The organism is Micromonospora parastrephiae, from assembly GCF_016802865.1.
Lineage (GTDB): Bacteria > Actinomycetota > Actinomycetes > Mycobacteriales > Micromonosporaceae > Micromonospora > Micromonospora parastrephiae.
In genome coordinates this window covers 84,234-109,321 of record NZ_JAEVHM010000003.1, presented here as the reverse complement: position 1 = coordinate 109,321, position 25,088 = coordinate 84,234, and the positions used below count along the sequence as shown (strand labels likewise).

The 25,088-nt window shown below is 72.3% G+C and carries 22 protein-coding genes and 3 pseudogenes; 13 read left to right on the top strand and 12 right to left on the bottom strand.

Annotated features, from left to right (window positions below; genetic code table 11):
* The first annotated feature begins 25 nt into the window (after positions 1–25).
* From JNW91_RS02000 to JNW91_RS01985, 4 genes are read left to right on the top strand one after another with little or no spacing between them, the layout of a single operon-like run.
* Complete coding sequence (locus JNW91_RS02000) at positions 26–448, top strand: cobalamin B12-binding domain-containing protein (RefSeq protein WP_203173237.1); 423 nt, start codon at positions 26–28, stop codon at positions 446–448.
* Positions 445–1,707 (top strand): methylaspartate mutase, encoded by a 1,263-nt coding sequence (locus JNW91_RS01995; RefSeq protein WP_203173236.1) that lies wholly within the window; start codon positions 445–447, stop codon positions 1,705–1,707. The genes JNW91_RS02000 and JNW91_RS01995 overlap by 4 nt, the downstream gene beginning before the upstream one ends.
* Before the next feature lie 32 nt (positions 1,708–1,739).
* Positions 1,740–2,720: an asparagine synthetase A gene (locus tag JNW91_RS01990; RefSeq protein ID WP_238424122.1), complete on the top strand. Its 981-nt coding sequence runs from the start codon at positions 1,740–1,742 to the stop codon at positions 2,718–2,720.
* The gene (locus tag JNW91_RS01985; protein ID WP_203173234.1) at positions 2,717–3,157 is read left to right on the top strand and encodes a hypothetical protein; all 441 of its coding nucleotides are present in this window, start codon (positions 2,717–2,719) and stop codon (positions 3,155–3,157) included. Before JNW91_RS01990 ends, JNW91_RS01985 begins: the two co-directional genes overlap by 4 nt.
* A 10-nt stretch (positions 3,158–3,167) precedes the next feature.
* On the opposite strand, the pseudogene JNW91_RS01980 reads toward JNW91_RS01985, so the two are convergent.
* Positions 3,168–3,380, bottom strand: a pseudogene (locus JNW91_RS01980) (zf-HC2 domain-containing protein); the annotation flags it as partial.
* A 12-nt stretch (positions 3,381–3,392) separates the two neighbouring features.
* On the opposite strand from JNW91_RS01980, the gene JNW91_RS01975 reads away from it, so the two are divergent.
* From JNW91_RS01975 to JNW91_RS01965, 3 genes are all read left to right on the top strand, one after another.
* A complete protein-coding gene (locus JNW91_RS01975) occupies positions 3,393–4,433 on the top strand; it encodes a TRM11 family SAM-dependent methyltransferase (RefSeq protein ID WP_203173232.1) in 1,041 nt (346 codons plus the stop codon).
* Positions 4,434–4,691: 258 nt separating this feature from the next.
* Complete coding sequence (locus JNW91_RS01970) at positions 4,692–6,701, top strand: FAD-dependent oxidoreductase (RefSeq protein ID WP_203173231.1); 2,010 nt, start codon at positions 4,692–4,694, stop codon at positions 6,699–6,701.
* Positions 6,702–6,832: 131 nt separating this feature from the next.
* Positions 6,833–7,585 (top strand): dienelactone hydrolase family protein, encoded by a 753-nt coding sequence (locus JNW91_RS01965; protein WP_203173230.1) that lies wholly within the window; start codon positions 6,833–6,835, stop codon positions 7,583–7,585.
* Here JNW91_RS01965 and JNW91_RS01960 read toward each other — a convergent pair whose 3' ends face one another.
* The 9 genes and pseudogenes from JNW91_RS01960 to JNW91_RS01925 all read right to left on the bottom strand — a co-directional run bounded on the left by JNW91_RS01960 (position 7,586) and on the right by JNW91_RS01925 (position 14,704).
* A complete protein-coding gene (locus tag JNW91_RS01960) occupies positions 7,586–8,707 on the bottom strand; it encodes a major royal jelly family protein (protein ID WP_238424116.1) in 1,122 nt (373 codons plus the stop codon).
* A 105-nt stretch (positions 8,708–8,812) separates the two neighbouring features.
* A pseudogene (locus tag JNW91_RS01955) lies at positions 8,813–9,330 on the bottom strand (SMP-30/gluconolactonase/LRE family protein).
* Positions 9,331–9,374: 44 nt separating this feature from the next.
* A complete protein-coding gene (locus JNW91_RS31635) occupies positions 9,375–9,686 on the bottom strand; it encodes an SMP-30/gluconolactonase/LRE family protein (RefSeq protein WP_238424115.1) in 312 nt (103 codons plus the stop codon).
* Positions 9,687–9,706: 20 nt separating this feature from the next.
* On the bottom strand, positions 9,707–10,648 hold the full coding sequence (locus JNW91_RS01950; protein WP_203173229.1) for a sugar kinase: 942 nt from the start codon (positions 10,646–10,648) through the stop codon (positions 9,707–9,709).
* A 51-nt stretch (positions 10,649–10,699) separates the two neighbouring features.
* Positions 10,700–11,266, bottom strand: coding sequence for a bifunctional 4-hydroxy-2-oxoglutarate aldolase/2-dehydro-3-deoxy-phosphogluconate aldolase (locus tag JNW91_RS01945; protein WP_238424114.1), 567 nt, complete (start codon positions 11,264–11,266; stop codon positions 10,700–10,702).
* Positions 11,263–12,117, bottom strand: coding sequence for an aldose epimerase family protein (locus JNW91_RS01940; RefSeq protein ID WP_203173228.1), 855 nt, complete (start codon positions 12,115–12,117; stop codon positions 11,263–11,265). Before JNW91_RS01940 ends, JNW91_RS01945 begins: the two co-directional genes overlap by 4 nt.
* Positions 12,111–13,256 (bottom strand): galactonate dehydratase, encoded by a 1,146-nt coding sequence (gene dgoD, locus JNW91_RS01935; protein ID WP_203173227.1) that lies wholly within the window; start codon positions 13,254–13,256, stop codon positions 12,111–12,113. The genes JNW91_RS01940 and dgoD overlap by 7 nt, the downstream gene beginning before the upstream one ends.
* The gene (locus tag JNW91_RS01930; RefSeq protein ID WP_203173226.1) at positions 13,253–13,963 is read right to left on the bottom strand and encodes a FadR/GntR family transcriptional regulator; all 711 of its coding nucleotides are present in this window, start codon (positions 13,961–13,963) and stop codon (positions 13,253–13,255) included. The genes dgoD and JNW91_RS01930 overlap by 4 nt, the downstream gene beginning before the upstream one ends.
* A gap of 37 nt (positions 13,964–14,000) precedes the next feature.
* A pseudogene (locus JNW91_RS01925) lies at positions 14,001–14,704 on the bottom strand (SDR family NAD(P)-dependent oxidoreductase).
* Positions 14,705–14,905: 201 nt separating this feature from the next.
* Here JNW91_RS01925 and JNW91_RS01920 point away from each other — a divergent pair.
* The 5 genes from JNW91_RS01920 (at position 14,906) to JNW91_RS01900 (ending at position 22,298) form a co-directional block, all read left to right on the top strand.
* A complete protein-coding gene (locus JNW91_RS01920; protein WP_203173225.1) occupies positions 14,906–16,201 on the top strand; it encodes an ABC transporter substrate-binding protein in 1,296 nt (431 codons plus the stop codon).
* A gap of 1 nt (position 16,202) precedes the next feature.
* Positions 16,203–17,120 (top strand): carbohydrate ABC transporter permease, encoded by a 918-nt coding sequence (locus JNW91_RS01915; RefSeq protein ID WP_203173224.1) that lies wholly within the window; start codon positions 16,203–16,205, stop codon positions 17,118–17,120.
* On the top strand, positions 17,120–17,941 hold the full coding sequence (locus tag JNW91_RS01910; RefSeq protein ID WP_203173223.1) for a carbohydrate ABC transporter permease: 822 nt from the start codon (positions 17,120–17,122) through the stop codon (positions 17,939–17,941). Before JNW91_RS01915 ends, JNW91_RS01910 begins: the two co-directional genes overlap by 1 nt.
* Complete coding sequence (locus JNW91_RS01905; RefSeq protein ID WP_203173222.1) at positions 17,938–20,025, top strand: alpha-galactosidase; 2,088 nt, start codon at positions 17,938–17,940, stop codon at positions 20,023–20,025. Before JNW91_RS01910 ends, JNW91_RS01905 begins: the two co-directional genes overlap by 4 nt.
* 299 nt (positions 20,026–20,324) lie before the next feature.
* Complete coding sequence (locus tag JNW91_RS01900) at positions 20,325–22,298, top strand: glycoside hydrolase family 27 protein (RefSeq protein WP_309244187.1); 1,974 nt, start codon at positions 20,325–20,327, stop codon at positions 22,296–22,298.
* 157 nt (positions 22,299–22,455) lie between these two features.
* Here the strand turns inward: JNW91_RS01900 and JNW91_RS01895 are convergent, their stop codons facing one another.
* Positions 22,456–22,935 (bottom strand): winged helix-turn-helix transcriptional regulator, encoded by a 480-nt coding sequence (locus tag JNW91_RS01895; RefSeq protein ID WP_203173221.1) that lies wholly within the window; start codon positions 22,933–22,935, stop codon positions 22,456–22,458.
* Positions 22,936–23,263: 328 nt separating this feature from the next.
* Here JNW91_RS01895 and JNW91_RS01890 point away from each other — a divergent pair, with 328 nt between their 5' ends.
* Positions 23,264–24,589, top strand: coding sequence for an MFS transporter (locus JNW91_RS01890; RefSeq protein ID WP_309244186.1), 1,326 nt, complete (start codon positions 23,264–23,266; stop codon positions 24,587–24,589).
* Here JNW91_RS01890 and JNW91_RS01885 read toward each other — a convergent pair.
* The gene (locus tag JNW91_RS01885) at positions 24,586–24,945 is read right to left on the bottom strand and encodes an aldo/keto reductase (protein ID WP_309244185.1); all 360 of its coding nucleotides are present in this window, start codon (positions 24,943–24,945) and stop codon (positions 24,586–24,588) included. The two genes, JNW91_RS01890 and JNW91_RS01885, sit on opposite strands and share 4 nt — an antisense overlap.
* Positions 24,946–25,088: the final 143 nt, after the last annotated feature.

Sequence of the window (25,088 nt, the reverse complement as noted above, 5' to 3'; positions counted from 1 at the left end):
GGCGCGCGACTCTCGGGAGGGACCGATGCATCGACTCAACGTTGTTCTCACGACGACGGCATCCGACTCCCACACCTGGAACCTGATCTATCTCGAACTGTTGCTTCAGGAGTGGGGGCACGCGGTGACCAACCTCGGCCCGTGCATGCCCCCCGAATTGCTGCTGCGGCGCTGCCGCGAGCTCACCCCGGACCTCGTCGTTGTCAGCAGCGTCAATGGTCTCGGTTTCGGTGAGGCACGGACGCTGATCCCACTGCTCCGGGACTGCCCGGAGCTGGCCGAGACTCCGGTGGTCATCGGCGGCAAGCTCGGCACCGGCGTAGAGGACGAGGCCGCGGAGGCGGCGGAACTACGCGCGGCCGGGTTCGACCTGGTCGTCAACGACTCCGACGGGCTGGGCCCGTTCCGGGACTTCGTCGAGTCGATGTGTCTGAGGGTCCTGCGTTGACCGCAGGAGCAGGGAACGCCTTCGGCGCGTACGTCGCGCGGGTCGCGCGGGCCGGTCAGCTGGTGGTCCAGCCACGCATGGGCTTCGGTCGCCCGGAGGCGATGCGGGCCGGCCTGCTCGCCGTCCGCGCGGCCTCGGTGACCAGCGTCGGCACCCTGACCGTTGACAGCTTCACCCGGGTCGGCCTGCACGACGCCGCGCGCCGCGCGCTCGACGAGGGGCGGGCTCTCAACGGATACCCGATCGTCACGCACGCCCCGGCCACCAACCGAGCCGTCCTCGACGGCGCGGTGGGACCGGAGTTTCCGGTCCAGGTCCGGCACGGGTCGTCCCGGCCCCAGGCCATCATCTCAGCCCTCACCCTGGCCGGCCTCGACACCACCGAGGGCGGTCCCGTCTCCTACTGCCTGCCGTACGGCAGGACCGGGCTGCGTGAGTCCGTCAGGAACTGGCGGGAGAGCTGCGAGTTGCTCACCAGGGTCCGGCAGCGCGGGGCGGAACCGCACCTGGAGACCTTCGGCGGTTGCATGATGGGGCAGCTGTGCCCGCCGAGCCTGCTGGTCGCGCTCAGCCTGCTGGAGGCGCTGTTCTTCTGCCAGCACGGCCTGCGCAGCGTCTCGTTGAGCTATGCGCAGCAAACCGACACCGGGCAGGACGAGCAGGCCGTCCGCGCGCTGCGGGTCCTCGCCGGGGAACTGCTCGCGGGCGTGGAGTGGCACGTCGTGGTGTACACGTACATGGGCGTCTACCCGCGCAGCCGGGGTGGCGCGCTGCTGCTGCTGGAGGAGGCCGTGACCCTGGCGGTCCGGACGGGCGCGGCGCGGGTGATCGTCAAGACCGTCTCCGAGGCGCACCGGCTGCCGACGATCGCGGAGAACGTCGAGGCCCTGGAGGTCGCCTCGCTCGCCGCGCGCACGGTCGAGCGGGCCGCCGACGACGCCGACAACGAGGTGCTGGTGGAGGCCCGTGGGCTCGTCGAGCGGGTGCTCGACCTCCGCGAGGACGTCGGAGAGGCCCTGATCGAGGCGTTCACACGGGGCTTCCTGGACGTGCCGTACTGCCTGCACCCGGACAACCGGCGCCGCAGCGGCAGCTGCATCGACATCGACGGCCGCCTGCGCTGGACCAGCGTCGGCGCGATGCCCATCCCCAAGCCGGCCGTCATGGGCCGGCCCCACTCGCTGACCGCCGACGGCCTGCTCACGTCACTGACCTATGTGCAACGGAAGTTCGACGGGCTCGCGCTCGCGAGCGGGTGACCGGGCCGCGAACCCAGATGAGGGGCGACTGCATGACCGACCTGCCGCACAGTCCACGCGAGCACCTGCGACGGCCCGAGACGAGGGCGGCCCTGGCGATCCAGAACCAGATCCTCGTGGCGACCCGCGAGTATCTCGCCGAGCGCGACTTCACGGAGCTCCTGCCGCCGGTCATCGGTCCGGTGACCGACCCCGGCAGCCGTGGAGCGAAGCAGGTCGACATCGACTACTACGGCCACCGCTACAAGCTGATGACCAGCGTCATCCTCTACAAGCAGGCCGCGCTGCTGACCTTCGACAAGATCTTCTACATCGCCCCGAACATCCGCCTGGAGCCGCCGGAGACCTTCTCCACGCATCGTCACCTGACCGAGTTCCACCAGATCGACGTGGAGATCGCCGGCGCCTCGCGGGACGACGCGATGGCCGTCGCCGAGGGCATCACCCGACACGCCGTACGCCGGGTCGTCGACCGGGCCGGTGCGGAGCTGGCGGCACTCGGGCGCAGCCCCGACGCCTTCTTCGACCTGGTGGCCGCCCCGTTCGACCGGGTCGCCCACGCCACCGCCGTAGCCGACCTGCACGGGTTCGGCGTGCCGCAGAGCCCGGACGCCGAACTCAACTGGGAGGCGGAGAAGCAGCTCTCCCGGAAAGCGAGCCGGCCGTTCTTCGTGACCGACTACCCCAAGGGCTCGCGCGGCTTCTACGACCGCGAGGATCCGACCATCCCGGGCCGGCTGCGCAACTTCGACCTGCTCGCACCGGAAGGCTTCGGGGAACTGGCCAGCGGCGGCGAGCGCGAGTTCGAGTACCCGCGGTTGGTGGCACGGATGCGCGAGACGGGGGAGAACCCGGCCAAGTACGCCTGGTACCTGGACATGGCCAGACACGGCATTCCCGGCAGCGCCGGCTTCGGTCTCGGCGCCGAACGGCTGACCCGCTACATCGCCGGCCTCGACTCGATCTGGCAGGCCACCGCCTACCCCAAGCTGCCCGGCGTGGTGTCACCGTGACGCTGCGGGCACCCGGATTTCCCGAGGCGCGGGTCCGGGAGCGGGCACGCAGCGGAACGGGCGCGGTGTTCCCCGCGCAGGAGGAGTACGGCAACACCCTGTTCGGCGCGGGCCCCACGGTTGCCGACACCGGGGACGACCTGGAGCACCTGCGCCTCGTGCCGCCGGTGTTCGTTCCCTACCGGTTGGAGAAGCTGCTCGAGTTGGCCCGCGAACCGACCCATGCCGACGTCGGGCTGGACACCGACATCGGCGGGCTGCGCTCGACGCTGCCCGTGTACGTGTCGGCCTTCGGCTCGACAGCGGCGGCCGCCGACACCGATCTCGGTACCGCGGTGAGCCGTCAGGCCGGCCGGCTGGGCATTCCGATGGTGGTCGGCGAGAACATCGTGCCGGTCAACGGCTACCGGCCGACGGTCCGGCGGGCACGTCGGTGACCAATCGGGTACGAACCCGACGGGTCACCGCGGCCGCCGTGCTGAACCAGGCCCGGCAATCGGCACACTCGTCGAGGTGCCCCTGCACCGCCGTCCGTTCGGCGTCGGTCTCCTCCCCGTCCAACTGCGCGGACAGGACCTCCCGCCACTGCTCACACCCCATGTACCGATAGTCGCTCCGGCGGCCGCTCCGGTTCCCGGCGACCCGGGCGTGTTGTGGAATACTCGCCGGACCATGACGCGCTACGGCCTGCTGATCCTGCCCGCCACCAACCGGGTGTACGCCCGTTCCGCCATCGACCTGACCCGGGCCGAGCTGGAGATCTTCGGCCGGTCGGCGCTCGACGGCCGGATCGGCGAGCTGGACACCGAGGTCGTCGGCGGGGCCTCCTACGTCACGTTCAGCGGTGACGGGCTGACCGAGCGGGACCTGGCCGTCCTGGGCAATCTCTCCGCCGGGTACGCGTTGTTCGAGATCGTCGGCGAGCTGCTGCGCCCGATCGAGTGGAGCCGACTGGACCGGTACGACGACGACCTGCTCACCATCCAGAAGTACCCGGGCAAGACCAACGAGCAGTTCACCAAACTCCTGCTCAACGTCACGCTGCTCGCCTCGGACTGGGCCGGCGAGCTGACCAGCCGGCGGTTCCGGGTGCTCGACCCGCTCTGCGGTCGGGGCACCACCCTCAACCAGGCGCTGATGTACGGCTTCGACGCGGCCGGGGTGGAGCGCGACCAGAAGGACGTCGAGGCGTACCGGGCGTTCATCACGACCTGGCTGAAGCAGAAGCGGGTCAAGCACCGGGTGCTGGAGTCGGGGCCGGTGCGGCGGGAGCGCAAGGTGGTCGGCCGTCGGGTGCGCATCGAGGTGGCGCCGACGCGCGAGGAGCACAAGGCCGGCCGGACTCAACTGCTGGACGTGGTCAACGCCGACACGACCCGCTCGGCGGAGTTCTTCCGCCCGGAGACCGTCGACCTGGTCGTCGCGGACGCCCCGTACGGCGTGCAGCACGGCAGCCGTACCGCCGAGCATGGTCTGACCCGTGATCCGCTGGCGCTGCTCGCGGACGCCGCGCCGGTCTGGGCGCGGCTGCTGCGCCCCGGCGGGGCGCTCGGCATCTCCTGGAACACCCACGTCGCGGGCCGCGACGACGCGGCGGCGGCGCTGGCCGACGCCGGCCTGACCGTGGTCGACGCGGAGCCCTACCGCGCGCTGCGCCACCGGGTCGACCAGTCGATCATGCGAGACGTGCTGGTGGCCCGCAAGCCGGCCTGACCCAGCCCACCGCGCGCCCCGTCGCGCCCGCACCGCCGCCGGCTGGCCACCCCGAGTCGAAGATCATCTGGGTTTCCCCGGAATTCGGGGTGTCAGTGGCCGATTGATGCCGCGGCGAGCCGGAGTGACGCGCACCCTACCGCTACCGGCCGTGACCCGTTGACACCCGCTGGCAGAGATTGAAGAATTTCGTCAGCAGCGGCAGCGGCGTGCTTCTGTAACCGTCCCCTTCACCGGTTACCCCTCGGGAGCCCCGCCGTGTCCCTGCCCCTGTCCCGTCGTCGGCTGTTGACCGCCGGCGGCGCCGGCCTCGTCCTGGCCGGTCTCAGCGATCCGTTCCGGGCCGGTCCCGCCCGAGCCGCCGTCACCACCGCCGACCTGGTCGTCTACGGCGCCACCTCCGGCGGGCTGGCCGCCGCGATCGCCATGCGTCGGCTCGGCCGCACCGCCGTGGTGGTGGAGCCCACCAGCCACGTCGGTGGGTTGAGCACCGCCGGGCTGGGCGCCACCGACACCGGCGTCCAGGCGTCGATCGGCGGGCTGGCCGCCGAGTTCTACCGCCGGGTGTACGTGAAGTACCACGGCGGAACCCTCACGCCGACGTCGCCGCTGCGGATGACCTTCGAACCGCACGTCGCCGCCGCCGTCTTCGCCGACCTGCTGGCCGAAACGGGCGTACCGGTGATCGTCGACGCCCGGCTGGCCGGCCTCGGGCGCAGCGGCAACCGGATCACCGAGCTGCGCACCGAGGACGGGTCGATCTACTCCGGCGGTGTGTTCGTCGACGCCACCTACGAGGGCGACCTGCTGGCCATGGCCGGGGTGGGGTTCACCGTCGGGCGGGAGTCCAACGACACCTACGGCGAGACGATCAACGGGGTGCAGTCGCGCAACACCCACCAGTTCGTTCACCCGGTCGACCCGTACGTGACGCCCGGCTCGCCCGCCAGCGGTCTGCTGCCGGGCATCTCCGCCACCCCGCTCGCCCCGCAGGGCAGCGGCGACGACCGGATCCAGGCGTACTGCTTCCGGATGTGCCTCACCCAGGCAGCAGACCGGATCCCGTTCGGCAAGCCGTCCGGCTACGACCCGATCCGGTACGAGCTGCTGCTGCGCCACATCCAGGCCGGCTACACCGGGCCGTACTTCACCACCCACTCGGTGGGCGGCGGCAAGACCGACTCCAACAACAACGGCGCGGTCTCCACCGACCACATCGGCTTCAACCACGCGTACCCGACGGCGAGCTGGGCCGCGCGGGGGAGCATCATCGCCGAGCACCGCACCTACCAGCAGGGGCTGATGTGGTTCCTGGCGAACGACCCCCGACTGCCGGCGTCGGTACGCGACTCGACCGCCCGGTGGGGGCTGCCGGTCGACGAGTTCACCGGCACCGGCGGCTGGCCGCCGCTGCTCTACATCCGCGAGGCACGCCGGATGGTCTCCGCGTACGTGATGACCGAGGCCGACTGCCGGGGCCGGGTGCGGGCCACCGACTCGGTGGGGCTGGCCAGCTACACGATGGACTCGCACAACTGTCAGCGGGTGGTCGTCGACGGCAGGGTCCGCAACGAGGGGGACGTGCAGATCGGGGTGCCGGCGCCGTACCCGGTGAGCTACCGCGCGATCGTGCCGCACCAGGCGCAGTGCGCCAACCTGCTGGTGCCGGTCTGCCTCTCGGCGAGCCACATCGCGTACGGCTCGATCCGGATGGAACCGGTGTTCATGATCCTCGGGCAGGCCGCGGCCACCGCGGCGTCCCTGGCGCTCGCCGGGAACCTCGCCGTGCAGGCCGTGTCCGTACCCGCCCTCCAGGCCCGGCTGCGACAGGACGGCGCGGTGCTGGAGTGGGGCTCCACCAGTGAGGTGATCCTGGACAACGCGGCGTCCAGCGGGATCACCCGGGCCGGGACGTGGCTGCGCAGCACCAGCATCGGCGGCTTCTACGGCCCGGACTACGAGCACGACGGCAACACCGCCAAGGGCGTCAACCGGCTGCGGTTCCGCCCGACACTGCCCACCTCCGGGTCGTGGACCGTGCAGCTGCGCTGGACCGCGGACCCGAACCGGGCGACCAACGTACCGGTGGACATCGCGTACTCCGGCGGGACGGCCACCCGGACGGTCGACCAGCGGCAGTCCGGGGGCCAGTGGGTGCCGTTGGGCACCTACCCGTTCACGGCGGGCACCGACGGGAGCGTGCTGATCCGCACCGAGGACACCGACGGGCACGTGGTCGCCGACGCGGTGCGCTTCGTCCGCGCCTGAGTGCGTCATCGGCCCCGTTTCGACGGGCCACCGCCAATCCTTGGCAACCCGTTCACACGGCTGCCGGCCGGGCACACCGACACGGCGAGTAACGTTCAAGACGGACCAAGATCGGCGTACGAGGAGGCTCGGTGCAGACGACGACGGTGGACATCCCGACCAGCGACGGAGTGGCGGACGCGTGTCTGACCCGGCCGGACGGGGACGGCCCGTTCCCGGCGGTGCTGCTCTTCATGGACGCCTTCGGGCCGCGCCCGCGCCTGGTGGAGATGGCCGAGCGGATCGCCGCCCGGGGCTACCTGGTGCTGACGCCCCACCTGTTCTTCCGGGCCGGTCGGGCACCGCTGTTCGACCTGTCCCGCCTCGGCGAGGCCGACCACCGCGCCGCCCTCTTCGAGAAGATCATGCCGCTGGTCGGCGCGTTGACCCCCGACGTGATCAACCGGGACACCGCCGCGTTCCTCGACTTCCTGGCCGCCCGCGACGACGTCCGCCCGGGACCGGTCGCGATCACCGGTTACTGCATGGGCGGCACGAACGCGCTGCGGGCGATCGAGGCACACCCGGACCGCATCGCGGCCATCGCCAGCTTCCACGGCGGGCGGATCGTCACCGAGGCGCCGGACAGCCCGCACCTGGGCGTCGAGCCGATCACCGGCGAGGTGTACTTCGGGCACGCGGACGCCGACCAGTCGATGACGCCCGAGCAGATCGCCACGCTGGAAAAGGCGCTCGACGCCGCCGGTGTGCGGTACCGCTCCGAGGTGTACGCGGGCGCGCACCACGGCTACACGATGTCCGACACCCCGGCCTACGACGAGCAGGCCACCGAACGTCACTGGGCCGCCCTGTTCGACCTGCTGGACCGAACCCTGCCCGCCTGATCAGGGCGAGCGCCGGTGCTCAGCGGCGCAGCAGCACCGGGCCGGCGTCGATGCGGGTGCGGAACAGCGCGTACGGCTTGCGCCGCAGGTCCTGGCCCCGCTGGTACTGCGGCTGCCGGTGCAGCTGGTTGGCAGTGACGTAGAGGTACCCGTCGGTGGCCACGACATGGTGTCCGGCCAGAGCAGCCGCGGGTCGTGGACCAGGGTCTCGTACTCGCCGTCCGGCAGCCGCCGCAGCACCGCGTTGTGCTCGTACGAGGTGAGGTAGAGCCGCCCCGCGTCGTCGCTCTCCAACCCGTCCGAGGCGGTGCCCCGGTCGCCCTCGTCGACCACGGTCGCCGCGACCGCCTCCTGGGTGACGCCGGGGTCGGCCAGCGCTTCGGTGGAGACGCTGTGCAGCCGCCGGGACGCCAGCGGGCAGTAGTACAGCCGGGTGCCGTCGGCGGAGATGGCGATGCCGTCGGATCCCATGGTCAGCGGCTTCGGCGGCCCGTCCGCCGGCCGTTCGAGGAACGGTCGGCCCTCGACCACCGGGCGGAACGACGTCAGCGGCTCCGCCTTCGTGGACGGGTGGTCGTGCAGCCGCCGCCAGGAGGCCCCGCTGGCCAGGTCCACCACGACGATCCCGTTCGGTCCGGTGGACGCCGAGTCGGTGATGTACGCGACCCCGGACTCGCCCCGCCGCAGGTCGAAGCGGACGTCGTTGAGGTATGTGGTCGGCAGCGCCACGTCCGCCGGGAAGGTGATCACCTGGGCGACCGTGTCGGTGTCCAGGTCGATGCGGACCAGCTTCGGGCCACCTGGCTTCGTCGGCTGGAACATCGGGCTGCCGGTGTCCAGCACCCAGAGCCGGTCGGCCGGGTCCACCACGATGCTCTGCACCGACACGAACGCGCCCGCGTCGTCGTCACCGGACGGGTCGTTCCACGCCTGGTCGGGGTAGGGCATCTCCTGCCCGTCACGCAGCTCGACGACGGTGGCCGGCACCTCGTCGCCCCACTTCGGGAAGTTGACGAAGATCCGGCCCCGGTGCGAGACGCTCACGCCGGTCGGCATCGGGCCGGTGAAGGTGTGCACCAGCTCCAGTTCGCCAATCGGCTCGTCGCCGACCGGCCCGTTCATGACGTCCACCCCACGGTGCTCATCGATTGGCTCCCTACCGGTCGGCTGTTACGGCGTTCCGGTGCGGTTGTTCCCGCCCCGGCGTCCGATATGCCTTCGGTCAGCTCATTGGCGCGCGGCCCGCGCGGTGGGCAGGCCGGGCACCGGGACGTCCACCGCGAGCAGCGCGCCGTCCTGCGGGCCCGCCGTGTCCAGCCCCACCCGGGCGGTGCCGATGAAGAGTCGGCGCAGGTCGGGGCCGCCCAGGCAGATGCCGGCCGGCTGCTTGGCCGGCAGCCGGATTTCCCGGTCGAGGGTGCCGTCGGGCCGGTAGCGGCGTACCGCGGAGCCGCCCCACAGCGCGATCCAGAGGTGGCCGGCCGCGTCGAGGGTCATGCCGTCCGGGCGCCGTCGGCGGGGGCCAGCCGCAGGAACGGCTCCCGGCCGTGCAGGTCCCCGGTGGCGGGGTCGACGGTGAACCGGTCGATCTCGCCGCGTGGCGTGTCGGCCAGGTACATGGTGGTGCCGGTGGCGTCGAACGCCGGCCCGTTCGGGATGGTCAGCCCGGTCACCGCGGGCACCGGCTCGGCGCCCGGGGTGAGCCGGTACAGCGTGCCCCCGCCGGGCACACCGGCGTACGTCATGCTGCCGGCCCAGAAGCGGCCGTGCGGGTCGGCGACGGCGTCGTTCATCCGGGTCGGCTCGGGCGCGTCGCGACCAGGTCGGCGACCGGTCGGGGGTCGCCGGTGGCGGGCAGGAGGGCGACGCCGGTCCCGGCGGCGGCCAGCCACTCGCCGGGCCGGTCGGCCACCGGGGCGACGGCGCCGAGCGGGACGTCGACGCGGCGCAGCCCCCGCAGCGGGCCGGGGGTGTCGCCGTCGGTCTCCAGCAGTCGTCCGGCCAGCAGGTCGACGAGGACGAGCCGGCCGTCGACCCAGCGCGGCCCTTCGCCCAGCTCCAACCGGTCCGCGCTCCACACGGTCGGTTCGGTCAGCTCCATGGTGCTCCTCCAAAGGGTCGTCAGCGGACCGTACCGCCCGGCCCGTGGTCGAGCAGAGTCAGCTCGGTCCGGTCGGGCAGGCCCTCCCAGTCGCCCCTGGTGGCGACCGCGAACGCGCCGGTGGTGACCGCCCGGTCCAGCCGGGCCGCCGCGTCGAGGCCGTCCAACCAGCCGGAGAGCAGACCGGCCACGAACGCGTCACCGGCGCCGACGGTGTCCACCACCGGCACCGTCCGGGCCGGCCGGCGCACCGTGCCGGTCGCGCTGTGGCTGGTCGCCCCGTCGGCGCCGTGCTTCACGACGACCTCGGTGACGCCGGCCGAGAGCAGCGCGGCGACCGGGTCGGCCGCGTCGGTCAGCACGGCCAGTTCGTCGTCGGAGGCGACGACCAGGTCGATCGAGGGCAGCAGCGGTCGCAGCGCGGTGGCGGCCTCGGTGACCGACCAGAGCCGGTTGCGGTGGTTGACGTCCAGGCAGACGGTGCTGCCCGCCGCGCCGGCGCGACGTGCCGCTTCGAGCACGGCCTGGTACGGCTCGGCGCCCAGCGCGCAGGTGATGCCGGTGAGGTGCAGCAGCCGGGGTGCCGCGTCGAGTGCGTCGAAGGCGCGGGTGACGTCGGCCGGGCGCAGCCGGGAGCCGGCGGAGCCCGCGCGGTGATAGGTGACCCGGTTGATGTCGCCGACCCGGGCCTCGAAGAGGATCAGCCCGGTGGGGGCCGCCGGGTCGACCCGGGACCAGGCCAGGTCGACGCCCTCGGCGCGCAGCGTACGGCGGACCAGCTCGCCGGGCTCGTCGGCGCCGGTGACCCCGACCCAGGCCGCCAGGTGGCCGAGTCGGGCCAGGCCGATCGCCACCGTCGACTCCGACCCGGCGACGGAGATCCCGGCGGTGCCGCCCAGGCGCAGCGGCCCGGTGGTGCGGAAGGCCGCCATCGTCTCGCCGAGGGTGAGCAGGTCGGTCATGGCCGTACCGCCGCGAGGAAGGCGGCGGCGCGCTCGCGCAGCGCCGCCGGGTCACCGCCGCGGACCGCGTCGCCGAGCAGCGGCGAGCCGACGCCGACCGCCACCGCTCCCCCGGTCGAGGTAGCGTCGCGCGCCGTCCGCGTCGACCCCACCGACCGGCACGAACGCGGTGCCGGGGAACGGGTCGCGCAGCGCGCCCAGGTAGTCGGGCCCACCGAGGGAGGCCGGGAAGAGCTTGACGGCGGTGGCTCCGGCGCTGTTGGCCTGCACCACCTCGGTGGGGGTGAGCGCCCCGGCGAGCACCGGCAGACCGAGTCGGGCGGGCCTCGGTGACGCTCGGGGCCAGCGCGGGGTGACGAGGAAGCCCGCGCCGGCCTCGGCGGACGCCCGGGCGTCCTCGGCGCTGAGCACGGTGCCCGCCCCCAGGGCGATGTCGGGCCCGAGGGCGGCCCGGGCGCGGCGGATGATGCCGAGCGCGTCGGCGCTGGTCAGCGAGACCTCGACCAGGGCGACGCCGCTCTCGGCCAGGGTGAGCACGGCGGCAAGCGCCGCGGCCGGGTCCGGGCCGCGCACGATGGCCAGCAACCGGTGGGTACGCAGCTCGTCGAACAGGTTCATCGCGAATGTCCTCGGTGGATGCGGTGGGCGGAGATGGTGAGTCGCCAGGTGACCTCACCGGCGGGCGGGACGACCGCCGCGTCGGCCGGCCCGGCGTCGGCCAGGTCGAAGGCGCTGCCGAGCATCGGCTCGACACCGACGCTGCGGTAGGGGCCGTCGGCCGGCCAGCCGCCCAGATTGCGCCAGAGCGCGGTGCTGCGGGGTTGGCCGTCACACTCCAGCTCCAGGATCAGCCGGTCGTCGCCGTCGCTCACCTGGACGCGGGGGCAGTCGAGGAGCACCGCGCCGAGGGCGGTGCCGTCGTCCGGGCCGAGTGCGTCCAGCGTCAGCCCGGCCGGGGAGGGCCACGGGCCGGTGAGCCACGGGTCGCCGTCGGGCCAGGTGCCGGGCGCGAGCCGCGCGGCGGCCTCCGGGTGCAGCCGGGTCGGAGTGTTGGCGGGCGCGTCGAGGCGGGCGGCGGGGGAGAGGTCGAGCAGGGCGTGCGCGGCCCAGACGAAGCGGTGACCGGGCTCGGCGGTCAGGCGGTAGTCGGCCACCACCGCGCCACCGTCGTCGGTGATCCGCCGGCTCAGCGTGAACGTCGGCCGCTGGATCACCACCGTGCCGGGGCCGGCGCTTCGCCAGGGCCGCGACCACACCTCGCCGTGGTCGGGTCGGCCGCGCACGGTGGGCAGGCACTCCTCCAGCCCGCCGGCGTCGACGAACGCGTCGTCGGGGCGTACCTCGTGTCGGCCGGGCTCCGGGCCACGCCAGAGCCACTCCCGACCGCCGCCGTTGAGGCTGGTCCACCGGCCGCCGTGCGCGGCGTCGTACGCCACGCGCAGCGGCACCGGCCTCGCGCCGGTCACCATTCGGCGAACGACCCGTCGGCGTGCTGCCAGACCGGGTTGCGCCAGGCGTGCGGGGTCTGCGCGGCCTTGCGGACCACCGCCTCGTCCACCGTGATGCCCAGGCCGGGCCGGTCGAAGCGGGCGATGTGCCCGTCGACGAAGCGGAACGGCTCCCGGTCGATCACGTAGTCCAGCAGCTCCGATCCGGTGTGGTAGTGGATGCCGATGCTCTGCTCCTGGATCAGGAAGTTCGGCGTCGCGAAGGCCACCTGGAGGCTGGCCGCCAGGGAGATCGGGCCGAGCGGGCAGTGCGGGGCGAGCAGCGCCCCGTACGTCTCGGCCAGCGCGGCGATCCGGCGGACCTCGGAGATCCCGCCGGCGTGCGACAGGTCCGGCTGGACCACGGCGACCCCGGCCTGCAACGGGGCGAGGAACTCGGAGCGACCGTAGAGGCGTTCACCGGTGGCGACCGGGATCGGCGTGCCGGCGACGATGTCGTGCAGGTGGTGGGCCTGGTCGGGCAGGACCGGCTCCTCCACGAAGAACGGGCGCAGCGGCGCCAGCTCGGGCAGGATGCGGCGCACCGCGGCCAGCCCGGCACGGCCGTGGAAGTCCAGCGCGATGTCCCGGTCGGGGCCGAGCACCTCCCGGGCGGCGGCGACCCGGCCGACGACCGCTTCGACCTCGGCGGAGGTGGGGATGGGCGACAGCCGCCCGCAGGCGTTCATCTTGACCCCGGTGAGTCCCGCGGCGACCTGCGCGGCGGCGGCGTCGGCCACCTCGTCCGGGTCGTCCCCGCCGATCCACGAGTAGATCCGCACCCGGTCACGGACCGGCCCGCCGAGCAGCGCGTGCACCGGCGCGCCGTACGCCTGCCCGGCGATGTCCCAGAGTGCCTGGTCGAGGCCGGCGACGGCGCTGGAGAGGATCGGACCGCCCCGGTAGAAGCCGCCCTTGGTGAGCACCTGCCAGTGCTGCTCGATGCGCAGCGGATCCGCACCGATCAGGTATTCGGAGAGCACCTCGACCGCGCTGCGCACCACCTCGGCGCGGCCCTCGACCACCGGTTCACCCCACCCGACGAGTCCGTCGTCGGTCTCCACCCGGCAGAACAACCACCGTGGCGCGACCAGGAAGGTCTCGATCCGCTCGATCTTCACTGACTGCCCCTTCGTCCCCGTGCCTTCTCGACGTCGCGGACGGCCTTGTCCAGCAACTCACGCATCGCGGTCTCCGCCGCCGACTCGTTCCGCTCGCGCAGCGCGTCGACCACCGCGCGGTGGCTGGGCACCGGGTCGTCGTGCGCGGCGCCGCCGTGCACCAACCGGTCCCGTTCGGCGAGCCCGGTCTCCATCACCACCTCCATCCGCTCCAGCAGCTCGTTGTGCGTGGCGGCGAGCAGCGCGCGGTGGAAGGCGAGGTCGGCGGCGACGGCGGCGGCGGGGTCGCCGTCGGCCTCGGACATCTCGGTCAGCGCCCGGTCGAGGGCGGCCACGTCGTCCTCCGTCGCGCGGCTGGCCGCCAGCCGTGCGGCGGCCGGCTCGATGATGGCGCGTACCTCGTGCAGCTTTTCGAGCAGACGCTCGTCGGGGCCCTCGGCGAACTGCCAGCGGATGACGTCACCGTCGAGCAGGTTCCAGTCCGCGCGGGGGCGTACGAAGGTGCCGCGTTTCTGCCGGGCGTCGACGATGCCCTTGGCCGAGAGGACCTTCAGCGCCTCGCGTAGCGCCGTCAGGCTGACGTCGAACTCCTCCTGCAAGGCGACGATGTTCAGGGTCGCGCCGGCGGGGATCTCACCGGTGAGGATGCGACGGGCGATCGCTTCGACGGTCTGCCCGTGGACGCCTCGGCGTGCGTACTGTGCCAATGCTCTCCTGGCCTTTTCGCTGGTTGGTGTCGATCTCTCAGGCCGAGGCTTTCACCGCTGTCCATCCACCGTCCACCACGAGGCTCGCGCCGGTGACGTAGGCGGCGTCCGGGGAGGCGAGGAAGGCGACCGTCGCGGCCACCTCGTCCGGTGTGCCGAAGCGCTTCGCCACGGTCTCCGCGACGCTGCGCTCCCGGTCCTCTTCGGACACGTCCGCCCAGGCAGCGGTGAGGATCGGGCCGGGCAGCACGGTGTTGACCCGCACCTGCGGGCCGTACTCGACGGCGAGTTGACGCCCGAGCGCCACCAGGCCGCCCTTGGCCGCGGCGTACGCGGGCCGGCCGGGCAGCCCGACCAGCGCGTGCACCGACGAGATCAGCACCACCGCGCCGGCGCGTGCCCGCAGGTCGTCGAGGCAGGCGCGGACGCCGAGGAAGGAGCCGGTGAGGCTGACGCCGAGCTGGTGGTCCCAGGACTGCCGGCTGGTCTCGTGCGCCGGGGCGACCTGCACGGCGTACGCGGTGCTGACCAGGATGTCGACCGGGCCGAGGTGCGCCCGTACGGCGGTCAAGGCGGCCGTCCAGTCGGCCTCCGCACTGACATCGCCCATTACGGACAGTGCTCGGCCGCTCGGGCGGTCAGCTCCTCGGCCAGTGGGGCCGTGTCGGCCACGTCGAGCAGCGCGACTGCAGCGCCCTCGGCGGCGAGGCGCCGGGCGGTGGCCGCGCCGATTCCGCCCATCGCACCGGTGACCAGCGCGTTCTTTCCCTCAAGCCGGCGCATAGGCTGATCCACCTGACCCTCGCCTTGGTCTCATCTAATCATTAATTACGAAGATATCTTGACAGCCGGCGAGGGTCGATGCAACCTTCTCGTCACAGCATTCACATGGACGACACATCGTGCGGTGACGCTACGTGTCGTAGAGGAAGGGATACCTCCGTGAGCGACTTCGACCCCGGTCGCCGGCGATTCCTTGGCCACCTCGGGCTCGCCGGCCTGGGCGCGCTCGGCGCCAGCTCGTTCCTCAGCGCGTGCGCCAGCTCCGCCAGCGGACCGACGACGGGCAACGGCTCGGGCGCGGTCACCATCCAGTCAAACCTCTCCTCGCCGCAGGCCAAGGCCGCGATGGAGAAGCTGATCGCGAACTTCAACGCGCAGGGCAAGGGCACGGCGAGCCTCAACACGATCGCCTCGGAGACCTTCCGCACCCAGCTGCCGACGTACCTCACCTCGGCCAACCCGCCGGACCTCTACACCTGGTACGCGGGCTCGGTCGCCAACGACTACGCCAGCAAGAGCCTGCTGCTGGACGTCTCCGACGTCTGGAAGTCGCTCGGCGACTACCCGCAGTCGCTGCGCACCCTCTCCACCGACGCCAGCGGCAAGCAGATCTTCGTACCGATGAACAACTACTGGTGGGGCTTCTTCTACCGCAAGTCCAACTTCGCCAAGTGGGGCGTGCAGGAGCCGAAGACCTGGACCGAGTTCCTGGCGCTGTGCGAGACGCTGAAGGGCAAGGGCGTCCCGCCGATCGGCATCGGTCTCGGCGACACCCCGTGGGTCGCCTCGGCCTGGTTCGACTACCTCAACATCCGGATCAACGGCGCTCCGTTCCACCGCGAACTGCTCGCCGGCAAGCAGCGCTTCGACGACCCGAAGGTCAAGGCGGTCTTCACCCGTTGGCGGGAGGCCCTGCCCTACTTCGACCCCAAGGGCAAGGCGTACCCGTTCCAGGAGGCGACCACCGCCCTGCTGGCCGGCAAGACCGGCATGTTCCTGATCGGCACGTTCTTCGCCGACGCCGCACCCAAGGACGCCCTCGGCGACCTGGACTTCTTCCGGTTCCCGATCATCGACCCGGCGGTGCCACTGGCCGAGGAGGCCCCGACGGACGGCTTCTTCGCCAGTGCGAAGACCGCCAACCCGACCGGCACCAAGGCACTGCTCACCTACCTCTCCGGGGTCGAGGCCCAGGAGGCGTACGTCAAGGCCAGCTCCGGCATCGTGCTCCCGGCCAACCCGAAGGCCAAGGCGTCCGACTCGCCGCTCGTGGTCAAGGGCAAGGCGATGCTGGACGAGGCCAAGGAGCTGACCCAGTTCTTCAACCGCGACTCCAGCGACGCGCTCCAGCCGACCGCGGACACCGCGCTGACCAAGTTCATCGACAAGCCGGACCAGATCGACGCGATCCTGCGGGAGTGGCAGGCCGGCGCCGAGAAGGTCTTCAAGGGCTGACGTGACAGCAACGATCTCCACGACTTCGGTCACCCCCACCTGGCGGCGGCGACGGTCGGCCCGACTGTCGCCGCTGCTGGTGGCGTTCGTCCTCGTGCCGTTCGCGGTCGAGAGCGTCTGGGTCTTCTGGCCGGCGTTGCAGGGCTTCTGGTTCTCCCTCACCCGCTGGGACGGCATGTCGCCGCCGGCCTTCGTCGGCACGGACAACTACGTCGAGCTGGCCGGCGACGCCACCTTCCGGGGCGCGCTGGTCAACACGGTGATCTGGCTGGTGCTCTTCGGTGGTCTCTCCGTGCTGGGCGGTTTCGGCATGGCGCTGGTCCTGCAGAAGGAGCGGCGCGGAGTCGGCTTCTACCGCGCCGCCCTGTTCACCCCGGTGGTGTTCTCGCTGGTGGTGACCGCGCTGGTCTGGCGGGTCTTCTACCAGCCCGACGGCATCGCCGACACGCTGCTGCGGGCCGTCGGCCTGGAGCAGCTGATCCGGCCCTGGCTCGCCGATCCGCAGACCGCGCTGTACGCGGTGATCCTGCCCGCCCTGTGGCGGCAGATCGGCTACGTGATGGTGCTGTTCCTGGCCGGGCTCAAGGCGATCGACCCGGCGCTGCACGAGGCGGCCCGGATGGACGGCGCCAACTCCTGGCAGCGGCTGCGGCACGTCACCATTCCCCAGCTCCGGGGTGTCAACGCGGTGGTGCTGTCGGTCATCGTGATCGACTCGCTGCGCTCGTTCGACATCGTCTGGTCGCTGACCAAGGGCGGTCCGTACCACTCGTCGGAGCTGCTCAGCACGTACATGTACTCGACCGCTTTCCAGAGCCTACGGCTGGGCTACGCCTCCGCCATCGCCGTCGTGATCTTCGTGCTCGCGCTGGCGGTCATCCTCGGCTACCTGGTCCGCGCGTTCCGGGAGGAAGCCTGATGAACAAGCTCCGCACCGGGGCCTTCCACAGCGGCATGATCCTGCTCTCGCTGCTCTGGCTCGGGCCGGTGATCTGGGTCGTGGTGATGTCCACCCGCTCGTTCGACGACATCGCCGCGCACGGCGTGGGCAGTCTGCCCCGGTCGTTCACCCTGGACACCTACCGGCAGGCGTGGACCGACGGCGGTGAACTGCGCGCGCTGATCAACAGCATGCTGGTCACCGTCCCGTCGGTGGCGTTGAGCCTGGGGCTGGCCGCGATGGCCGCGTTCGCGCTGAGTCGCTTCCGGATCCCCGGGCGGCGGACCATCCTGCTGCTGATGCTCGCCGGCAACCTCCTGCCACCGCAGATCCTGCTCATCCCGGTGGCCAAGTTCAGCGAGCTGACCGGCCTGTACGACACGCTCTGGGCGCTGATCGCGGTGCAGGTCGGCTTCGGGCTCGGCTTCTACACCTTCGTGCTGCACGGCTTCATGCGGGACCTGCCGGGCGAGATCCAGGAGGCAGCCACCATCGACGGCGCCGGCACGGCCCAGATCTTCACGAAGGTGATGCTGCCGCTGACCCGCCCTGCGCTGGCCGCTCTCGGTGCGCTCTCCTTCACCTGGATCTTCAACGACCTGCTCTGGGCGATCACCGTGCTGCGTACCGACGACAACATGCCGGTCACCCCCGCGCTGCTCGGCCTTCAGGGGCAGTTCGTCTCGTCCTGGAACGTCATCGCCGCCGGCACGGTCATCGCGGCCGTCCCCACCGTCGCGGTGTTCCTGCGCTTCCAGCGGCACTTCGTCTCCGGGCTGGCACTCGGAGCGGTCAAGTGACCGCCGAGGCCAGCCGGCGCTGGACGTTGCGCGGCGCGCACACCGAGTACACCGTCACCGTGCCGGCGCACGGCCGCTGGCTGGAGCTTGTCGCGTGGGGCCCGCACGGCGTCTCCGACGGGCCGTCCCCGGTCGCCTACGACGGCCCGGTCCCGTTTCTCACCGCCGGGGACGCGGCCCCCATCGAGTACGCCACCGACGCCGACCGCCCGTTCACCGGCGCGGACCTTGTGATCGAGACCTCGAACGGGCAGCGCCGGGTGGGCTTCGCGCACACCGACGCGCGGGTCGACGCCGACCAGCGGGAGCTGGCCGTCGAGTTCGCCGACCCGGTCACCGGGCTGCACGCCACCGTGCACTACCGGGTGCCCACCGGCACCGACGTGGTGCAGCGGTGGGTCGAACTGGTCAACGACGGCACCGACGCGCTGCGGGTCATCCGGGCCGGATCGGGCGGGTTCTGCGTACCGACGCCGCACGGCGCGCTGCTCAGCCACCAGTGGGGCCAGTGGGAGCAGGAGTTCCAGCTCTCCCACGTCGAGCTGGGCCACGGCGCGTTCAGCATCGGCAGCTCCCAGGGCGTACCCGGGCATCTGCACGTGCCGTGGCTGGCCGTCCGCGACACCGCCGGCCCGACCGGTCCGGCGTGGGGGATGGCGTTGGCCTGGACCGGCTCGTGGGAGATCAGCGCCGAGCGGGACACCGGCGGCCTGACCCGGGTCCGGATCGGCCGCCAGCTGGTCGACGGCCCGCTGGAGTTGGCCCCCGGCGACCGGCTGACCCTGCCGGTGGTCACCGGCGCGTACAGCCCGGACGGCCTGGACGGGCTGGCCCGCGTCTGGCACACCCACCAGCGACTGCTGGCCGCCGACCGGCTCACCCCGCGCCCGGTGCTCTACAACTCCTGGGAGGCCACCTACTTCGCCGTCGAGGCGGAGAGTCAGCTGGCGCTCGCCCGGATCGCCGCCGAGCTGGGCGTGGAGACGTTCGTCGTGGACGACGGCTGGTTCGTCGGCCGTAACGACGACACCGCCGGGCTGGGTGACTGGACGCCCGACCCGGCGAAGTTCCCGGCCGGGTTCGACGCGTTCATCGCCGACGTCCGCGCCCTCGGGCTGAACTTCGGGCTCTGGGTCGAGCCGGAGTGCGTCAACCCGAGATCGGCGCTCTACGCCGAGCACCCGGACTGGGTCTACTCCGTCGACGGCCGGCCGATCACCCCGGTCCGCAACCAGTACCTGCTCGACCTGGGCCGGCCGGAGGTCGCCGAGTTCGTTCACTCCACCGTCGACGGTCTGCTGCGCCGGTACGACATCGACTACCTGAAGTGGGACTTCAACCGGCCGCGTACCGAGCCGGGTCGGCCCGGCGGGGTCGGTCCGCTCGACCTGGACGGCGCGCACGTCGCCAACCTGCACCGGATCTACGAGCGGCTGCGCCGCGACCACCCCGGCGTGCTGATCGAGGCGTGCGCCGGCGGTGGCGCGCGGACCGACCTGGCGATGGCCGCCCGCGCCGACGTGTTCTGGCCCAGCGACAACACCGGCCCACTGGACCGGCTGGCCATCCAGTACGGCTTCCTGCACGCCAACGCCCCGCACCTGCTCAGCTCCTGGGTCACCGACGCGCCCGGCCTGTTCGACCCTCGACCCCGAACGCTTGCGTTCCGGTTCGTGCTCGCGATGGCCGGTGTGCTCGGCATCGGCGCGGACATCCGCGCGTGGACCCCGGCCGAGCGGGCCGAGGCGGCCGGCTGGATCGCGCGGTACAAGGAGATCCGGGACGTCGTCACACACGGCGGGGTGCACCTGATCGGTGGCCCCGACCAGGCCCGCTGCGCGGTGCAGTACACCGCGCCGGACCAACGCCGGGTGGTCGTGCTGGCCTGGCACACCGGTCGGCTGGACGGTGCCGGTCTGCTCCCGTCCCGCCCGGTGCGCCTGCCGCTGCGCGGCCTCGACCCGGCCGCCCGCTACCGCCACGGTGAGCGGCACTACTCCGGCAGCCACCTCGACGCCGTCGGCCTGCCCGTGCAGTGGAGCCCGACCCACGACGCCGACCTCATCGTGCTGGACCGCGACTGAGGCCGGAGCACCACCGCCCCCACCCCCGAGGGACAGGAGTACCTCCATGCGCCTGAACCGACCGCTGACCGCAGCCCTGGCCGTTCTCGGCCTGGGCCTGGCCAGCCCGATGCCGGCCATGGCCGGCCCACCGCACGCCGACCCGACCCCGGTCGGCGGCCACGGCCACGGCCATGGCGGACCGGGTAAGCCCGGCCACGCCCCGGCCGCCGGCGCCGAGGACCAGGGCGCGCCGACGTTCTTCAACAGTGGGCTCGCCCCGACGCCCTACCAGGGCTGGAACACCTACTTCGGCCTCGGTGGCGATCCCACCGAGCGAGGTCCGGTCGGTCACCGACTTCATGGTCCACAGTGGTCTCCGCGACGCCGGCTACACCTACGTCTGGATCGACGGCAACTGGGCCGCGCCCACCCCCCGGGACGAGGCCGGCAAGCTCGTCGCCGACCCCGCCCGCTTCCCGGGCGGGATGACCGCGCTGGCCGCGTACATCCACAGCAAGGGCATGAAGGCCGGCATCTACACCGACGCCGGACCGTACCTGCCGGGCCAGTGTGGGCTCGGCAGCAACGGCCACTACCAGGCCGACATCGCTCAGTTCGCCGGCTGGAGCTTCGACGCCCTCAAGGCCGACTGGCTCTGCGGCCGGGCCGCCGGCCTCGACCCGGAGAGCACCTTCCGCGAGCTGGCCGAGGCGGTACGTCAGTCGCCCCGACCGATGCTGCTCAACATCTGCAACCCGGTCAGCTCCGACTGGGGTGGTGGCCCGTACACCCCGGAGCAGCTCTCCACCTGGAGCTACACGTACGCGCCCACCATCGCCGACTCCTGGCGGACGTACACCGACGTGGGGCTCACCGACCCGAGCCCCCAGTGGGCGTACCCGTGGGTGCTGCGCAACATGGACGTCAACGCGTACCACCCGGCGGCCACCGGTCCGGGGCACTACAACGACCCGGACTACCTGCTGCCGATGCGTCCGCTGCCCGGCGGCGGGTACGAGTTGAGCCTGGAGGAGTCCAAGACGCAGCTCGGCATGTGGGCCATCATGGCCGCGCCGCTGGTGATCGGCTCCGACCCGCGCGGCCTGCCGAACGAGATGATCTCGGCGTTGACCAACCCGGAGATCATCGCGGTGGACCAGGACCCGCTGGTCCGGCAGGGCGTCAAGGTCGCCGACACCGGCACCGACGCGCAGGTCTGGAGCAAGGTGCTCGCCGGCTCCGGTCAGCGGGCGGTCGCGCTGCTCAACCGGCACGACACCGCCCAGCAGATCACGGTGAACTTCGCCGACGTCGCGCTCGGCGGGTCGGTCCGCGTGCGTGACCTGTGGTCCCGCGCTGACGTGGACGCCCAGCCCGGCACCGCCGGAGTCGAGCCGTTCACCGGCTCGTACACCGTCGAGGTCCCGGCGCACGGCGTGGCCATGCTCGGCCTGACCGGCACCGACCAGGTCGCCGGCGCCGACCTCGGCGGCACCGCCAGCGCCAGCCCCGCGCTGGTCCGGGTGGACGACACCCACGCCACCGCCTTCGTCCGCGACGCGCAGGGTGCGCTGGCGGTCAACACCCGCTCCGGCGCGGCTTGGGGGACCGGCTGGACCTCGCTCGGCGGCCCGATCGGCGGCCGGATCCTCGGCCAGCCGGCGGCGTACGGCTCCGCCGACGGGCGGATCGACGTCTTCGTCCGCGGCACCGACAACGCGGCCTGGCAGCGCGGTTACGTCGCCGGGAAGTGGGGGCCGTGGCGGAGCCTCGGTGGCACGCTGACCGACGCGCCCACGGTGGTCTGGACCAGCCCGACCCAGTGGACCCTCGTCGTCCGCGGTGTCGACGGCAAGCTCTGGTCGCGCACCCCGAGCACCGGCTGGACCGGGATCGGCGCGCCCGACGACCGGCCGTTCTACGGCCGGCCGAGCGCGGTCGTCGACGACGCGGGCGTGCTGCACGTGGCGGTCCGCAGCCGCACCGACGAGGTGTGGTGGCGCAGCCGAACCGGCACCACCTGGTCGGCCTGGACCAACCTGGGCGGCACCACCAGCGGCAGCCCGACCCTGCTCGCCACCTCCGGTCGGGTCTACCTGTTCGCGTTGGCCGCCGACAACCGGCTCTGGCAGCGCAACCTGACCGATGGGGCGTGGGGCGGCTGGTTCCGACGCGGTGAGTTCGCCACCGACGCCTTCCGTGGCGCGCCGGGGGCCGCCGCCGGCGCCGACGGCAGCGCCTGGCTGGCGGTACGCGGGGTGGACGACCGGGTGCACCAGATCGTCCTCTGATCCGACAGGGTGGCGGGCCGTCGACCGGCGGCCCGCCACCGCACCGTCCCGGCCCGCCGGCGCGCACCGGCCAAGATCCGCGCAACTTCAGGACCTCGCGTCGTCGGGAGCCAGCACTTTCCCGGAAGTTGCGCCATCGCGGGTCCGGAGCGCGGCGTCAGGCGCGACGGATCAGGCCCGGCCCGGCGGTGATGTCGATGGTGCCGCTCTCGACGTCGTGTCCGGCCGCGCAGCGGAGCACCGCACGCACCGGCTCGCCGCAGTCGTGGTGGGTGGCGACGATGGCGGGGCCGGCGTCGTCCGCGCTCCAGGTGTCGCCCCAGTTGCGCAGCGCGGTGATGACGGGCAGCAGCTCGCGGCCCTTGCGGGTGAGTTGGTACTCGTGGCGGGTGCGCTGCCCCGGCTCGCGGTACGGAATCCGTTCGAGCAGGCCGGCGGCGACCATCTCCTTGAGTCGGGCCGCCATGGCGGGCTCGCCGACACCGACCCGGCGGACGAAGTCGTCGAAGCGGCGCGTGCCGAGCAGCGCCTCGCGCATGATCAGAATCGTCGACCGGCTGCCCACGATGTCCATCGCCCGTGCGACCGAGCAGTTCGTCATCGACCAGGATTCGCGGTCTTCGCGGAGGTCCTCCATGTCGTCAAGCGTACCTGGCTTGCGTTGTAGCTAGCCAGGTGGTTCACTTGGCGACTGCTGGCTTGCCCTAGCAGAAGCCAGCGGAACTCCGACCTCAAGGACGCCCCGTGACCACTGACACCACCGCGCCGGCCGCAGCCGGCCCGGCCGTCACCGCCCACTCGTCCCTTCGCGGCTCCCGGCCGGTGACCCTGCTCGCCATGTGCCTGGGCGCGATGATCACGTTTCTCCAGATCACCGCGACGGTTTCCGCCCTGACCGCCATCCAGCGCGACCTTCGGTCGACCCGACCACAGTCATCTGGATCCCCAGCGCCTACACCCTGGTCGTGGCGAGCGTGGTGCTGTCCGCCGCCACCCTGGGCAACCGCTACGGCCGCAGGCGAATATTCGGCGCAGGCGTCGTCGCCATGATCATCGGCGGCGCCGTCGTGGCCGGCGCCCCCACAGTCGCCTGGGTGATCGCCGGGCAGCTGATCGCGGGCCTCGGCGGCGCGCTGATCCTGCCGAACAGCCTGGCGATCCTGGGCGCGACATTCACCGAGCCGCACCGCCGCACCGAGGTCATCACCGCCTGGTCGGCCGCCTCCGGCATCGGACTCGCCGTCGGCCCGCTCATCGCCGGCGCGCTGCTGCGGCACCACCCGTGGCACAGCGTCTACCTGTCGACAATCGTGCTGGGCGTGATCACCCTCGTCGTCACCGCCGTCGGGGTGGCCGAGTCCCGGCCGGACGCGGGCCGGCTCGACCTGCCCGGTCTTGTGCTCGGCACCGTCGCCATCGCCGCCGCCGTCTACGCCATGATCCAGGGCGGGCGCGACGGCTACACAAGCCCCGTCGTGGCGACCACCTGGGTCGTCTCAGCCGCCGCGCTCGTCGCGTTCGTGCTCGTCGAGTTGCGGACCAGCGCGCCGATGCTCGACGTACGGCTGCTCCGGTCGCCGTCGTTCAGCGCCGTCATGGTGGTCGCCGCGGTGTCGCTGTTCGGCTTCACAGGTGTGGCGATCCTGCTCGTCCTCTTTCACGAACGTGCCCAGGCGCTCAGTCCGCTGGACACCGGCTGGCGGATGCTTGTGCTCTTCGGCACGTACGCGCTCGTGGCCTTCGGCGCCGGCCGGACGATCCGGCGCACCGGATTCAAGGCGCCGCTCACCCTCGGCCTGGTCCTCGGCGCGGTGGCCAGCTTCGGGCTGGCGGCGCAGGGGCCGACCACGGCGTTCGCGCACCGGTGGGCGCTGTTCGTCCTGTTCGGTGCCGCCTCCGCCCTGGTGGTGGCTCCGGCGACGGCGGCGGCGTTGGCCAGCGTCGCGCCCGCCCAGGCCGGCATGGCCTCCGGCGCGGTCAACGCGGCCCGGCAGGTGGGTTCCGTCCTCGGCTCGTCCCTGCTGGGCACCCTGCTCACCACCACGATGCTTGCCGACCTGCCCGACCGCCTCGCCGCACACCAGGTCGGCGAACCCACCCGTACCGCCGTGCAGGCTGCGGTGGCCGCCGGCGCCACCGGCGACCAGCCACTGCCGGGCCCGGTCCGGTCGGCGATCGCCGAGGCCATGACCTCCGGGGTTCAAGCAGGTCTGCGGGTCAACGGCATCGTCTTCCTGGTCACCGCCGTCCTCGCGCTCACCCTCATCCGCAACCGGCCGCACCAGCACTAGGGAGCGGCGAGGGCGACCTGCTGCGACGAGGCGCCCACCCGGGAGGCCACCTCGTCCAGCGTGTCGGACTGCAACGGCGTGAACCCGCCGAGCGGGAAGAACGCGGCGAACGCGATGTTCTCCGCCGCGCACCGGTCGACCAGGGCGTCGTCCTGGCGGTTGGTGAGGTTGTAGAGGTTCTGCACCGTGACCACGGGCGGCATGGCCTGCGCCTCGGTGAGCTGGTTGAGCGTGACGCCGCTGAGCCCGAGGTGGCGGATCAAGCCCTCCTGCCGCAACTCGGCCAGGGCGCCGAACTGCTCGGCGAGGGGCGCGTCGCTGGTGCTCTCCGCCGCGCCGACCCGCAGGTTGACCACGTCGAGGACGTCCCTCGTCCTCGCAGGTCAGCCCTACCGCCTGGTCGGTCGTCATCAGGTGCCCGCCTACGTGCTCCGGACGCCAATGCTAGTGACATACCGGCCGTAGCTCGGGCAAAGCGACTGGCGGGCCTCTTTCGGAC